Below are 13,978 nucleotides of genomic sequence, written 5' to 3' on the forward strand. Positions count from 1 at the left end.
CGAATGTGAGCCTGATCTCGCGGCAAGTAGGATCGCGACATGGACTATTCGACCAAGGACTTCTGGGAAGACCGGCTCGCCTCCGACTGGACGGAGACCGGGGTCGGCTATCGCTCGCTCGGCAAGGCGTTCAATGTCTGGATGTACCGGGTCCGGCGCTTCGTCTTCCTCCGCGAACTCCAAGAGGCCGGCGTCGAGGTGGCCGGCACCTCGGTGTTCGACATCGGCACCGGCACCGGCTTCTATGTGGGCCTGTGGAAGGAGCTGGGAGCCGGCACCGTGACCGGTTCGGACATCACCTCCTCGGCGGTGAGCAACCTGCGCGAGCGATTCCCGGACTCGGAGTTCCACGTTTTCGACGTCTCCCGACCCGGGCTGCCCGTCCCCGCGGGGTCGTTCGACTTCGTCTCCGCGATGGACATGCTGTTCCACATCACCGATGACGCCGGCCACGCTCAGGCGTTCCGCAACGCCGCCGCGCTGCTGCGGCCCGGTGGTCACTTCGTGTTCTCGGAGAACTTCCTGTTCGGTCCCGAGCAGCGCGGACCCCGCCAGGTCAATCGCAGCATGCACACGATCGAGCGCGAACTCGCGGCGGCGGGACTGGAGCCGGTGCGCCATTCGCCGATGTTCGTCCTGATGAATTCGCAGGTGGACGCTCCCTGGCTCCAGCGGCGCGGCTGGGCCGCGATCATGAGGAGCGCGACCGCCCTCGGGCTGGGCGAACCGCTCGGCCGAGCGCTGTATCCGCTGGAGAAGCGCCTGGTGCAGACACGTTCGGAGGGACCGAGCACAGAGATGATGATCTGCCGGAAGGTCTGAAGCGGCGGCGCTGCTCAGGGTTCGAGGCACTCCTCACGCCCTCAGCGGGGCTCCTCAGGCCTCGACATCGTCGAGTGAGCCGCCGGCGGCCAGCTGCGCGGCGTGCAGCTCTGCGTAGACCCCGCCGTGCGCCAGCAGCTCCTCATGGGCTCCCTGCTCGACGATGTCCCCGTGGTCCATCACCAATATCGTGTCGGCGTCGCGGATGGTCGACAGGCGGTGCGCGATGACGAAGCTCGTGCGCCCGGACCGCAGCCGCTGCATGGCGCTCTGCAGCAGCAGCTCCGTGCGGGTGTCCACCGAGGAGGTCGCTTCGTCGAGGATGAGAACCGTCGGCCGTGTGAGGAACGCCCGGGCGATGGTGATGAGCTGCCGTTCGCCCTGGGACAGGTTCCCTCCGTCATTGGCGATCAGGGTGTCGTAACCCTGGGGGAGGGTGCGGACGAAGTGGTCCACATAGCAGGTCTCCGCCGCGGCGATCACTTCGTCGCGGGTGGCGCCGGGCTTGCCGTAGGCGATGTTCTCCTCGATGGTCCCGCCGAACAGCCACGTGTCCTGCAGGACCATGCCCATGTGGGAGCGGAGGTCTTCACGAGTCAGCAGAGACGTGTCGACACCGTCGAACAGGATCTGCCCGGAATCGATCTCGTAGAACCTCATGAGCAGATTGACGAGCGTGGTCTTCCCGGCCCCGGTGTGCCCGACGATCGCGGTGGTCGTGCCCGGTTCCGCTCGAAGATTGAGATCGGTGATGAGCGGGGTGTCGGGGGAGTAGCCGAACGCCACGTGCCGGAATTCGATCTCTCCGCGCGGTTCGTCCGGCAGCGTCGCCCGCGCGTGCTCGACGGGCTCCTCGGGATAGCCCAGAAGCTCGAACACCCGCTCCGCGCAGGCTGCCGCGGACTGGAGCTGTGCGGCCATTCCGCCGAGCTGCGCGAGCGGCTGCGAGAACTGCCGCGAGTACTGGATGAATGCCTGCACGGTGCCCAGCCGCAGCTGACCGTTCGCGACCTGCAGCGCACCGACCAGCGCGATCCCCACGTAGACGAGGTTGCCGATGAACTGCATCGCCGGCATCATCAGGCCCGCCAGCAGCTGCGCGCGGAAGGATGAGCGGAAGACCTCGTCGTTCTCGGCGTCGAAGGCGTCCTTGGTGCTGTCTCCCCGGCCGTAGACGGTGATCAGGTTGTGGCCGCTGATCGATTCCTCGACCCGGGTGTTGAGCACGCCGGTCGACTTCCACTGGGTGGTGAACTCGCGCTGGGAGCGTACGCCGATGAGCCCGATCACGACAGCGGTCAGCGGCACCGTCAGGAGGGTCACGAGCGTCAGCTGCCACGACAGGGCGAACATCACCGCGAGCACCCCGACGACGGTGAGCACGCTCCGGATGATCTGCCCCATCGACTCGCTGAGCACCTGGTTGAGATTGTCCAGGTCGTTGGTCAGCCGGGACAGCACATCCCCGCGCCGCATCCGGTCGAAGTGGGCAAGCGGCAGCGCGTGGATCTTGCGTTCGACGTCCTCGCGCAGGCGGTACATCACCCGCTGCACGCCGAAGTTGAGCATGCGGTTGGCGATCCACTCGACGCCGGAGGCGAGGATGTAGACCCCGATCGCCAGCAGGAGCACGGCGCCGAGCGCGGCGAAGTCGATGCCTGCGCCCGGAACGATGACCATCGCCGCGACCATGTCCGCCATCGTGTCGTCGCCGGCGGCGCGCAGTTCGGCGACCACCTGCTCCTGGGTCTGACCGGCGCTCATCCGGCTCGAGACCCAGCCCTCGAAGACGAGGTTGGTGGCGTGTCCCAGGATGAGCGGACCGATCAGCGTGAATCCGACGGACAGCGCCACGAGCACGACCGCCGCGGACATGACCAGCCGGACCGGTCTGAACCGCCCCAGCAGGCGCTTCATCGTGGGCAGGAACTCCTTCGCCCTGGCATTCGGCTCCGGCTCAGTCGCCACGTGTCACCTCCCCGGCGTGATGGGCGCCGGACTGGGATTCGATGATCTCCCGGTACACCTCGTTGGTGCCCGCGAGCTCCTCGTGAGAGCCGAGTCCGACGATCCTGCCGTGATCGATGACCAGGATCCGGTCGGCGTCCTGTGCCGTGGCTATCCGCTGGGCGATGATGACGAGTGTGGCGTCGACCTGTTCGGCGAGCGCTGCGCGCAGGGCCTTGTCGGTCGCGGTGTCGAGCGCGGAGAAGGAATCGTCGAAGACGAGGACCTCGGGCCGACCCACCAGGGCGCGGGCGATGGCCATCCGCTGGCGCTGGCCGCCGGAGAGGTTCGTGCCGCCCTGGTTGATCTGGTGGTCGAGACCGTCCGCGAGATCGTCCACGAAGTCCGCCTGCGCCACCTGCAGCGCCCAGCGCATGTCGGCCTCGGAGGCTCCGGGTGCCGCGAAGCGGAGGTTGTCGGCGATCGAGCCGGAGAACAGGAACGCCTGCTGCGGCACGAAGCCGACCGTCCTCGTCAGGGTCTCCGGCGCGAGGTCGCGGACATCGACGCCGCCGATGCACACGGCTCCGGTGTCCGCTTCGACCAGGCGCACGAGCAGCGAGGCGATGGTGGACTTGCCGGACCCGGTCGCGCCCACGATCGCGAGGCTGGTGCCGGCCGGGACGGTGAAGTCGAGACCGGAGACGACCGGCGCCTCGGCTCCGGGATAGCGGTACTCGACATCGGAGAACTCGACAGTGCCGGGCGTGGGGAGTGCAGAAGTCGAACCCGAGGCGTCGATCGCGATCGGGTGATCGACGACTTCGAGGATGCGTCGGGCGGAGACCGCGGCGCGCGGGAGCATCATGGCCATGAAGGAGGCGATCATGACTCCCATCAGGATCTGGAGGAGGTACTGGATGAAGGCCATCATCGTGCCCACCCCCAGAGTGCCCGCCTCGACCTCGAACGCGGCGAACCAGATGACGGCCGCGGAGGCGGCCTGGATGATGAACATGACCAGCGGGAACATCAGGGCGAACAGGCGTCCGACCCGGAGGTTCGCCTCGGTCACTCCCTCGTTGGCCGTTGCGAACCGCTGGGATTCGGCGTGCTCACGCACGAAGGCGCGGATCACGCGGATGCCGGTGAGCTGCTGGCGGGTCACGGAGTTGAGCGCATCGATCCGCTCCTGCATGACAGTGAAGGACGGGACCATCCGGGCGACGATGACGCCCATCGCGATCGCGAGGACGACGACGGTGACGACCACGATCCACGACAGCTCGACGCTCTCGTACAGGGCCATGACGATGCCGCCCAGGGACATCAGCGGTGCCATCACGAGCATCGTGGCGCTGAGCACGATGAACTGCTGCACCTGGCGGATGTCGTTGGTGTTGCGGGTGATGAGTCCTGCGGCGGTGAACGCGGACACCTCCTGCTGCCCCATGTCGATGACATGGTGGAAGATGTCGCGCCGCAGGTCGCGGCCGGCCGACATCGCGCAGCGGGATCCGAAGTAGATCGCCAGCGCGTTGCACAGGAGCTGGCCGACAGCGACGAGGGTCATCCAGCCGCCGACCCGCCATACCGTGTCGACGTCGCCGACCGCGACGCCTTCGTCGATCATCCGGGCGTTGAGCGTGGGCAGGAACAGCATGCCGAAGGTCTGCAGCGCCTGGAAGACGACCACTCCGACCAGCATGCCGCGGTAGTCGAACAGGTACCGCCGCAGCAGAGTGAGGAGTCTCATCCCTGCGGGAGCGGATCGCGTTGATAGTTGGCATCGACGACGACCGTGGCCGCGGCGATGGTGGCGCACGCGCCGACCAGGTGCAGGGCGACGAGCACGATCGGCAGGCCGGAGAAGTACTGGACGTAGCCGATGACTCCCTGCAGGAGCTCGACGACGAGCAGCACGTCGAGTGCGCGGGCGAGCTGGGGGAGGCGTTCGCGGGCGGCGAGCGCGCGGGCGATCACCGTGGTGATCACGAGCAGCCACACGGGGATCGCGTGGAGGCGCGAGATGAGCAGCGTGTCGAAGCCGTTGCGGGCCGAGAGCTCGTCTCCGGCGTGGGGACCGGCGCCGGTCGTCAGGACCCCCAGCACCACCACGACGACCATCAGACCGCCGATGACCCACGACAGTGCCCGCAGGGCCGAGGAGCTGACGGCCCGCGGGTTGCGGCCCGAGTCATAGGTGCGCCGGACGAAGTACGCGGACACGCCCACTGCGACCGCCGAGGGCACGAAATGGGCGGCGACGATCCACGGGTTGAGCTCGGTGAGCACGGAGATGCCACCGATCACGGCCTGGAGGGGCACGACCGCGGTCAGTCCCACGGCGAGCCAGAACAGATCGGGACGGCTCCGGCGCAGCCGCCACAGCAGGATGATCGTGGCCACCCCGAGCACGCCCAGGCCGACGCCGAGGAGTCGGTTGCCGAATTCGATGATGCCGTGCACACCCATCTCCGGGGTGTTGACCAGAGACTCGTCCGTGCACTTCGGCCAGGTCGGGCAGCCGAGGCCGGAGCCCGTCAGCCGGACCACTGCTCCGGTGAGCACGATGGCCGACTGGGCGATGAGCATCGCCCAGGCGGCCAACCGGACCAGCGGGGTCACCCCGGTGGGGAGCCGTCCGCCGTCGGAGCCGCGCGAAGCGGACTTGGAGGTCGCGATAGCCATAGCAGGTATTGTCTCATTTCCCGTCGAAGTCGAACCACCGGCGTGCCAGCAGCACGCCGAGCACGGTCCAGGCGGCCATCACCAGCAGGGCGAAGGGGTCCCAGCTGCCTGCGACGACCGCGGCCCGCATCCCGTTGCCGAGCGCCCCGAACGGCGTCCAGGCCAGAATCGCGCCCCACAGCCCTGCGTGGGCGAACAGGATGCCGCCGACCGAGGCCATGAGCACCCACACGAGGTTCGCCAGGGCCAGGGTCGCCTCGGCCCGCAGCGTGCCCGCCATGAGCAGCCCCCACGTCAGCATCACCGCGGTGCCGAGCACCGCCGTGGCGGCGAGGGCGCCGAATGCGACCGGCGCCGCGAAGCCGAGCAGTGCTGCGAGGGTGCCGATGACGGCGAACTGCACTGCCACGACGACGACCACCGCGATGAGCTTGCCCCAGAGCAGACCGGTGGTGCCGAGGGGAGTGGTGGCCAGCTGCCGCAGGACGCCGTAGCGCCGGTCGAAGCCGGTGGCGATGGCCTGCCCGGTGAAGGCGGTCGAGGCCAGCGCCAGCCCCAGGACTCCCGCCGTCGCGACCGCGATGCGCGAGTCCGCGTCCACCGGTGTGCCGATCGCCTCGAGCACTCCGGTCAGAGACAGACCGAACAGCACGATGACGGGCAGGATCAGTGAGAGCAGCAGCTGCTCGCCGTTGCGCAGGATCGCCCGAGCCTCGAATGAGGCCTGCGCGAGCACGCGCCGGACTGCCGGCGCCGCCTGCGACCGGACGGCCGGCGCCGCGTGCGACCGGACGGCAGGCGCGCCCGCCGCTTCCCCCCGCTGCGTCATCGCGGCGTCCTCCCGGTGGGTCATCGCAGCTCCCTCCCGGTGAGGTCGAGGAATACGTCATTGAGAGTCCGTCCGTGGAGGGCGAACTCGAGGACCGAGGCGTCGTGCTCGGCGAGCGCGGCGGTGACAGCCGCCAGCTCGCGCGGACCGAAGTTGCCGATGATGGTCGTCTCCTCGCCGCTGATCGAGACCGCGCCGAACCGCGCGAGGCGGCGCAGCAGCTCCGGCGAGGGGGTGCGGCAGGACCGCAGGCACAGCGTCTGGGAGCCCTCCTCGGCGTCCATCAGCCCGGCCGGTGTGCCGGCGGCGATGACCACGCCGTGATCGATGATGGTGACGTGGTCGGCCAGCTGCTGGGCGTCGTCGATGTCGTGGGTCGTGAGCACCACTGCGACGCCGTCAGCGCGCAGCTCCCCGATCACCTCACGGACGACGAGGGATGCCTGCGGGTCCAGTCCGGCAGTCGGCTCGTCGAGGAACACCAGGCGGGGCCGTCCGATCAGTGCGGCCGCCAGTCCGACGCGCTGGCGCTGTCCGCCGGAGAGCCGCCGGATGGTGCGCCGGGAGAAGCCGGTGATCCCGAGGCGCTCGGCGATCTCGCCGACCGGCAGCGGGTCGCGGTACATCCTTGCGAGGTGCTCGAGGGCCTGGAGGGGCCGTGAGGCCATGGGCAGGCCGCCGTCCTGGAGCATCACCCCGGTCACACCCGCCGTGCAGGTGTGATCACTCACCGGGTCGGCGCCGAAGATCCTGACGGTGCCGCGATCGGGTCGCAGCAGCCCGACCGCGCACGCGATCGTCGTGGACTTCCCGGCCCCGTTGGGGCCGAGGACGGCGTGGACGGTTCCGGGCCGAGCGGAGAGGCTGACATCACGGATCGCCTCGTGCCTGCCGTAGGAGTAGCCGAGCTCGGAGATCTCCAACGGCGGCGCCTGCATCTGCTTCACAGCCCTCGACCGCCCCTCATCACGATCGACCATTCTAGCCGGGTGCACTCGTGGGAGAGAACTGGCTTAGCCTGGCCTTTCTTTACAACGGAATAAATAAGGACACAATTGTCTTGTATAAGGTCGGGAGCACATGTGTGGGGAGGAGAGTTCGTGTCAGTCAGACAGGCAGTCGGACAGACTGCAGGACGCGAAGAGGTCCGAACCCGGCAGAAGGTGCTGGCCGCCGTCCTCGACCTCGGACCGGTGAGCGCCTCCGGCGTGGCCAAGGAGATGAAGCTGACCGCGGCTGCGATCCGCCGCCATCTCGACGCACTGGAGGAGGAGGGCCTCATCGAGGTCCGCACTCTGGCGGGAGTCCGTGCCGGGCGCGGCCGTCCGGCACGGCAGTACGTGGTGACACCGGAGGGCCATTCGGCGATCAGCCACACCTATGACGACCTGGCCGTGGAGGCCATCGGCTTCGTCGAGCGCCGGGCCGGCCGCGATGCGGTCGCGGACTTCGCCTCCGAGTATGTCTCGGACCTGCGTGCACGGCTGCAGGCGCGAATCGACCGCCGGGCGCCGACTGTCGCCGGCAGAGCCCGTGATCTCGCCGGTGCGCTGTCGTCCGAAGGGTTCGCCGCCTCGGCATCGCCGGTGGCGGTCGGGACTCCGCTGGAGGCCATTCAGCTGTGCCAGGGCCACTGCCCCATTCAGCGGGTGGCCCGCGAATACCCCGAGTTCTGCGAGGCCGAGCTCGACATGTTCGCCGACTACCTCGGCGTCGATGTGCGCCGCCTGTCGACGCTTGCCAACGACGACCACGTGTGCACGACGCACATTCCGACCTCGGTCCTCAACCGCCCGTTGATCGACCAGACAGACCGCAACCAAGGAGGCTCAAGGTGACAGATATCGCCGAGACCAATCCGATCATTGAGGCCAACCCGGAGCTCAAGGACATCGGACAGTACGCCTACGGCTGGCACGACGAGAACGACGCCGGTGCCGGCGCCGTGCGCGGGCTGAGCGAGGACGTGGTGCGGAACATCTCCGCGCTGAAGGAAGAGCCCGAGTGGATGTTGCAGCGCCGGCTCAAGGCACTGAAGCTGTTCGAGAAGAAGCCGATGCCGAACTGGGGCGCCGACCTCACGGGGATCGACTTCGACGACATCAAGTACTTCGTCCGCTCCACCGAGGGACAGGTCCAGTCGTGGGAGGACCTCCCGGAGGACATCAAGAACACCTACGACCGCCTCGGCATCCCGGAGGCCGAGAAGCAGCGCCTGGTGGCAGGCGTGGCCGCTCAGTACGAGTCCGAGGTCGTCTACCACAAGATCAATGAGGAGCTGGAGCGCCAGGGCGTCATCTTCCTCGACACCGACACCGCGCTGCGCGAGCACCCGGAGATCTTCGAGGAGTACTTCGGAACGGTCATCCCGGCAGGCGACAACAAGTTCTCCGCGCTCAACACCGCGGTCTGGTCCGGCGGCTCGTTCGTCTACGTCCCCAAGGGCGTGCACGTCGAGATCCCGCTCCAGGCCTACTTCCGCATCAACACCGAGAACATGGGCCAGTTCGAGCGCACGCTGATCATCGCCGACGAGGGTTCCTATGTGCACTACGTGGAAGGCTGCACCGCCCCGATCTACAAGTCGGACTCGCTGCACTCCGCCGTCGTGGAGATCATCGCCAAGAAGGACGCCCGCGTCCGCTACACGACCATCCAGAACTGGTCGAACAACGTCTACAACCTGGTGACCAAGCGGGCGATCGCCGAATCGGGCGCCACCATGGAGTGGGTCGACGGCAACATCGGCTCCAAGGTCACCATGAAGTACCCGGCGATCTGGATGACCGGCGAGCACGCCCGGGGTGAGACCCTGTCGGTGGCCTTCGCCGGCGCCGGCCAGCACCAGGACACCGGTGCGAAGATGGTCCACGCCGCCCCGAACACCCACTCGTCGATCGTGTCGAAGTCGGTGGCCCGCGGCGGCGGCCGCGCCGGATACCGCGGCCTCGTGCACGTCCATCCCGGCGCCAAGGGCTCGTCGAACACCGTGCTGTGCGACGCGCTGCTGGTCGACAACGTCTCGCGCTCGGACACCTACCCCTACATCGACATCCGTGAGGACGATGTGGCGCTGGGCCACGAGGCGACGGTGTCGAAGGTGAGCGCCGACCAGCTGTTCTACCTCATGAGTCGCGGGCTCGACGAGAGCGAGGCGATGGCGATGATCGTGCGCGGCTTCATCGAGCCGATCTCGCGCGAGCTGCCGATGGAATACGCACTCGAGCTCAACCGCCTCATCGAGCTGCAGATGGAAGGCGCGGTGGGCTGAGGCCCACCCGCGGATTAGGAGAGACTTCTACATGACAGACACATTGCCCAGCGCCGACGTCCAGGTGCCCGTCTCCTCGCGGAGCGAGCGCACCCGCAGCTTCGCCACCGCCGACTTCCCCGAGGTCAACGGCCGCGAGGAGGAGTGGCGGTTCACTCCCGTCCGGCAGCTCGCCGAGCTGTTCGAGGACCGGAGAGCCGATGGCACCCTCGCCCTCGAGCAGAGACTCCCGGAGGCCGTGACCTTCGAGACGATCGACCTTGCCGCCGCCCAGCAGCTGGGGATCCCCGAGCCCGAGGACCGGCTGGCGGCGATCGCTGCGGCGAACGCCCCGGGTGTACTCCACTACAGCGTGCCTGCCGAAACCGAGATCGACGACGCGATCGTCATCCATGCCGACGGCACCGACTCGATGGTGCACAGCCACATCCTCGTCACCGTGGGCGCGAACGCCCGCGCGACGATCGTCGTCGAGCACGAGGGGCTCGGCAGGCTCTCCGAGCTCGTCTCCGTGATCGTCGGCGACGGCGCGCAGCTGACCTTCGTCACGCTGCAGATGTGGGAGGACGGCTCCCAGCACGTCGGCCAGCACGACGCGGTCGTCGGCAGGGATGCGCAGTACAAGCACATTGCCATCTCCCTCGGCGGGGACATCGTGCGTCTGAACTCGAACGTCCGGTACGCCGGGCCCGGTGGCGAGGCCATCATGCTCGGCCTCTACTTCGCCGACGCCGGCCAGCACCTCGAGCACCGCACCTACGTCGACCACAACACCCCGCACGCGATCTCCGACGTGATGTACAAGGGCGCCCTGCAGGGCACCGACGCACGCAGCGTGTGGATCGGTGACGTGCTCATCCGCCCCGAGGCGATCGGCATCAACACCTATGAGCTCAACCGGAACCTGGTGCTGACGGAAGGCGCCCGCGCCGACTCCGTGCCGAACCTGGAGATCGAGACCGGCGACATCGAGGGCGCGGGTCACGCCTCCTCGACCGGCCGCTTCGACGAGGAGCACCTCTTCTACCTGATGAGCCGCGGAATCCCCGAGGTCGAGGCCCGACGTCTGGTCGTCCGCGGATTCTTCAACGAGGTCATCCAGCAGATCCGGGTGCCCGAGATCGAGGAAGTCCTCAACACGAAGATCGAGGAAGAGCTGTCGCGGAGCATGATGTGAGCATGCTCGAGGCCTGCTCCTCGACCGCCGTCGCACCCGGCGAGGCGATCCGCGTCGTGCTCGACAAGCGCGAGGTGTGCATCGCCCGCACCGAGGACGGCACGGTCCACGCCATCGACGATCTGTGCACGCACGGCGAAGTCTCCCTCGCGGAGGGCGAGGTCTCCGGCTGCTCGATCGAATGCTGGCTGCACGGCTCGGCCTTCGATCTCACCAGCGGCCAGCCGCTGACTCCGCCGGCCTTCGAACCGGTCGACGTCTTCGTCTGCGAAGAGCGTGACGGCTCCATCTTCGTCGACACCACCACCAGTCCTGAACAGTGAGGAATCCCATGTCCATTCTTTCCATCCGTGACCTGCACGTCAGCGTCGAGACCGACACCGGAGCCAAGGAGATCCTCCGCGGCATCAACCTCGACATCAACTCCAACGAGACCCACGCCGTGATGGGACCCAACGGTTCCGGCAAGTCGACCCTGGCCTACGCATTGGCCGGGCACCCCACCTACACCATCACCTCGGGCTCCGCCTCCATCGACGGCGAGGACCTGCTGGGGATGAGCGTCGACGAGCGCGCCAAGGCCGGGCTGTTCCTGGCCATGCAGTACCCGGTCGAGGTCCCGGGTGTGACCGTGACGAACTTCCTGCGCACCGCCAAGACCGCCATCGACGGCGAGGCTCCCAAGCTGCGGACCTGGACCAAGGAGCTCTCGCAGGCCATGAAGGACCTGCGCGTGGACCCCGAGTTCGCCTCGCGCAACGTCAATGAGGGCTTCTCCGGCGGCGAGAAGAAGCGCCACGAGATCCTCCAGATGGAGCTGCTCAAGCCCCGCTTCGCCATCCTCGACGAGACCGACTCCGGCCTCGACGTCGACGCCCTGCGCATCGTGTCGGAGGGCGTGAACCGGGTGAAGTCGCAGTCGGACGTCGGAATTCTGCTCATCACCCACTACACCCGGATCCTCCGCTACATCAAGCCCGACTACGTCCACGTGATCATCAACGGCCGCGTGGCCGAAGAGGGCGGCGCCGAGCTGGCCGAGCGCCTGGAGAACGAGGGCTACGACCGATTCCAGGTCGTGGACGCCTGATGCTGACCGACGCCGAGGTCTCGCGGATCCGCAACGACTTCCCGATCCTGGGGCAGGAAGTCAACGGACATCGCCTGGCCTACCTGGATTCCGGGGCCACCTCGCAGAAGCCGCAGTGCGTCATCGACGCCGAGGTCGACTTCTACAGTGCCCGGAACTCAGCTGTCCACCGCGGGGCCCACAGCCTCGCGGTGGCGGCGACCGACGCCTACGAAGCGGGGCGTGCCGACACCGCGCGCTTCGTCGGCGCCGCCACGAACGAGATCGTGTGGACGAAGAACGCCACCGAGGCGCTCAACGTCGTGGCCTACGGCCTCGCCAACGCGTCCGCGGGCCTCGGCGGTGCCGAGGCCGAGCGCTTCCGCCTCGGGCCCGGTGACTCGATCGTCGCCACCCAGATGGAGCACCACGCCAATCTCATCCCCTGGCAGCAGCTCGCCCGGCTGACCGGCGCCGAGTTCCGCTACCTGCCGCTGGCCGATGACGGACGCCTGGAGCTGGACGGTCTTGAATCGATCGTCGACTCGAGCACCAAGGTGCTGGCGTTCACCCACGTCTCGAACGTGCTGGGCACGATCAACCCGGTGGCGCGACTGGTCGCCCGCGCCCGGCAGGTCGGTGCGCTGGCCGTGCTGGACGCCTGCCAGTCCGTGCCGCACATGCCCGTGGACTTCCACGCGCTCGACGTCGACTTCGCGGCCTTCTCCGGACACAAGATGCTCGGACCCACGGGCATCGGTGCGCTCTACGGCAGGGCCGAGCTGCTCGATGCCCTGCCGCCGGTGCTCACCGGCGGCTCGATGATCACGACAGTCGACATGGACAGTGTCGAATTCATGCCCGCACCGCAGCGCTTCGAAGCCGGCACGCAGCCGGTGGCGCAGGTCGTCGGCCTGGGCTCGGCGGTCGGGTATCTGACGGAGCTCGGGATGGACAACGTCGCGGCCCATGAGGCGGAACTCGCCGAATACCTGGTCGCCGGTGTGGACAGGGTGCCCGGGGTCCGTCGGATCGGCCCGGATGCGGCTGGGGAGCGGATCGCCTCGGTGGCGTTCGAGGTCGAGGGCGTGCACGCGCACGACGTCGGCCAGTACCTGGACGCCCAGGGAGTCGCCGTGCGGGTGGGGCACCACTGCGCGCAGCCGCTCCACCGCCGTTACCGCATCGCCGCCACGACACGGGCCAGCGCCGCCGTCTACACGACGCAGGAGGACTGTGACCAGTTCCTCGGCGCGCTGGCAGATGTCAGGAAGTTCTTCGGAGTGTCATGAGCGATCTGGAACAGCTCTACCAGCAGATCATCCTCGACCACGCCAAGGAGCGCTACGGCAACAAGCCGCTGATCGGGGACACGGGCCAGGGGCGGTCGCCGCTGTTCGGGTCCTCGCACCAGGTCAACCCGACCTGTGGGGACGAGATCACGATGGAGGTCGAGATCGACCCGGACACGGGCCGGCTCGCCGTCCGCTGGGACGGTCAGGGATGCTCGATCTCGATGGCCTCGGCCTCAGTGCTGTCCGAGCTGGCCGAAGATCTCGACGCCGCAGAATTCGAAGAGGTGCGTGAGGCGTTCCACGAGCTCATGCACTCCCGGGGAAAGGTCGAGGCGGACGAGGAGCTGCTCGGCGATGCAGCGGCCTTCCAGGGAGTGTCGAAATTCCCAGCCCGCATCAAATGCGCTCTGCTGTCATGGATGGCACTGAAGGATTCGCTCGCGCAAGCTCGGACCGCAGGAGGTTCCCAATGACCGAAGTCATCGACAAGCCAAGCAACGCCAGCACCGAAGAGGTGCTGGAGGCTCTGATGGACGTCGTCGACCCCGAGCTGGGGGTCAACATCGTCGATCTGGGCCTGGTCTACGGCGTGGCCGTGGAAGAGGACGGCACCGCTGTGATCGAGATGACGCTCACGAGCGCGGCCTGCCCGCTCACCGACGTCATCGAGGACCAGACGGCGCAGAGCCTGGAGGGCATCGTCCCCGCCTACCGTCTCAACTGGGTGTGGATGCCGCCATGGGGTCCGGAGAAGATCACCGAGGACGGCCGCGAGCAGATGCGGGCGCTCGGCTTCAACATCTGAGCGCCAACCGCCAACCGCCAACCGCCATCCGCCGACCGCTGATCCGACCGGTTCGGGGGGGAGCAGCCGGGG

At 67.9% G+C, this 13,978-nt stretch carries 14 protein-coding genes; 9 read left to right on the forward strand and 5 right to left on the reverse strand.

The window, feature by feature from the left end:
- Positions 1–39 precede the first annotated feature (39 nt).
- Positions 40–822 (forward strand): class I SAM-dependent methyltransferase, encoded by a 783-nt coding sequence (locus tag LXN01_RS04160; RefSeq protein WP_236863311.1) that lies wholly within the window; start codon positions 40–42, stop codon positions 820–822.
- A gap of 54 nt (positions 823–876) precedes the next feature.
- On the opposite strand, the gene LXN01_RS04165 is transcribed toward LXN01_RS04160, so the two are convergent.
- The 5 genes from LXN01_RS04165 to LXN01_RS04185 are packed head-to-tail and all read right to left on the reverse strand — an operon-like array spanning position 877 to position 7,227.
- Positions 877–2,790, reverse strand: a complete 1,914-nt coding sequence (locus tag LXN01_RS04165; protein WP_236863312.1) for an ABC transporter ATP-binding protein — start codon at positions 2,788–2,790, stop codon at positions 877–879.
- The gene (locus LXN01_RS04170) at positions 2,780–4,525 is read right to left on the reverse strand and encodes an ABC transporter ATP-binding protein (RefSeq protein ID WP_236863313.1); all 1,746 of its coding nucleotides are present in this window, start codon (positions 4,523–4,525) and stop codon (positions 2,780–2,782) included. Before LXN01_RS04170 ends, LXN01_RS04165 begins: the two co-directional genes overlap by 11 nt.
- Positions 4,522–5,460, reverse strand: a complete 939-nt coding sequence (locus LXN01_RS04175; protein WP_236863314.1) for a COX15/CtaA family protein — start codon at positions 5,458–5,460, stop codon at positions 4,522–4,524. The genes LXN01_RS04170 and LXN01_RS04175 overlap by 4 nt, the downstream gene beginning before the upstream one ends.
- A 13-nt stretch (positions 5,461–5,473) precedes the next feature.
- Entirely contained in the window at positions 5,474–6,313 is an 840-nt protein-coding gene (locus LXN01_RS04180) for an ABC-2 transporter permease (protein ID WP_236863315.1), read from the reverse strand.
- Positions 6,310–7,227, reverse strand: coding sequence for an ABC transporter ATP-binding protein (locus LXN01_RS04185; protein ID WP_236863447.1), 918 nt, complete (start codon positions 7,225–7,227; stop codon positions 6,310–6,312). The genes LXN01_RS04180 and LXN01_RS04185 overlap by 4 nt, the downstream gene beginning before the upstream one ends.
- A 162-nt stretch (positions 7,228–7,389) precedes the next feature.
- Between LXN01_RS04185 and LXN01_RS04190 the strand changes: the two genes are divergently transcribed.
- Genes LXN01_RS04190 through LXN01_RS04225 form a run of 8 tightly spaced genes read left to right on the forward strand, consistent with a single transcriptional unit; the run spans position 7,390 to position 13,906 of the window.
- A complete protein-coding gene (locus LXN01_RS04190; protein WP_236863316.1) occupies positions 7,390–8,127 on the forward strand; it encodes a helix-turn-helix transcriptional regulator in 738 nt (245 codons plus the stop codon).
- Positions 8,124–9,560, forward strand: coding sequence for a Fe-S cluster assembly protein SufB (gene sufB / locus LXN01_RS04195; RefSeq protein WP_336885226.1), 1,437 nt, complete (start codon positions 8,124–8,126; stop codon positions 9,558–9,560). Before LXN01_RS04190 ends, sufB begins: the two co-directional genes overlap by 4 nt.
- A gap of 31 nt (positions 9,561–9,591) precedes the next feature.
- Positions 9,592–10,737, forward strand: coding sequence for a Fe-S cluster assembly protein SufD (gene sufD / locus LXN01_RS04200; protein ID WP_236863317.1), 1,146 nt, complete (start codon positions 9,592–9,594; stop codon positions 10,735–10,737).
- 2 nt (positions 10,738–10,739) lie between these two features.
- On the forward strand, positions 10,740–11,060 hold the full coding sequence (locus tag LXN01_RS04205; protein WP_236863449.1) for a non-heme iron oxygenase ferredoxin subunit: 321 nt from the start codon (positions 10,740–10,742) through the stop codon (positions 11,058–11,060).
- A gap of 8 nt (positions 11,061–11,068) precedes the next feature.
- Positions 11,069–11,827, forward strand: a complete 759-nt coding sequence (sufC, locus tag LXN01_RS04210; RefSeq protein WP_236863318.1) for a Fe-S cluster assembly ATPase SufC — start codon at positions 11,069–11,071, stop codon at positions 11,825–11,827.
- Complete coding sequence (locus LXN01_RS04215; protein WP_236863319.1) at positions 11,827–13,098, forward strand: cysteine desulfurase; 1,272 nt, start codon at positions 11,827–11,829, stop codon at positions 13,096–13,098. Before sufC ends, LXN01_RS04215 begins: the two co-directional genes overlap by 1 nt.
- A complete protein-coding gene (sufU, locus tag LXN01_RS04220; RefSeq protein ID WP_236863320.1) occupies positions 13,095–13,574 on the forward strand; it encodes a Fe-S cluster assembly sulfur transfer protein SufU in 480 nt (159 codons plus the stop codon). Before LXN01_RS04215 ends, sufU begins: the two co-directional genes overlap by 4 nt.
- Positions 13,571–13,906: a metal-sulfur cluster assembly factor gene (locus LXN01_RS04225; protein ID WP_236863321.1), complete on the forward strand. Its 336-nt coding sequence runs from the start codon at positions 13,571–13,573 to the stop codon at positions 13,904–13,906. Before sufU ends, LXN01_RS04225 begins: the two co-directional genes overlap by 4 nt.
- The last annotated feature ends 72 nt before the right edge of the window (positions 13,907–13,978 follow it).

This window comes from Brevibacterium daeguense, assembly GCF_021729135.1.
In the GTDB taxonomy this organism is placed as follows: domain Bacteria; phylum Actinomycetota; class Actinomycetes; order Actinomycetales; family Brevibacteriaceae; genus Brevibacterium; species Brevibacterium daeguense.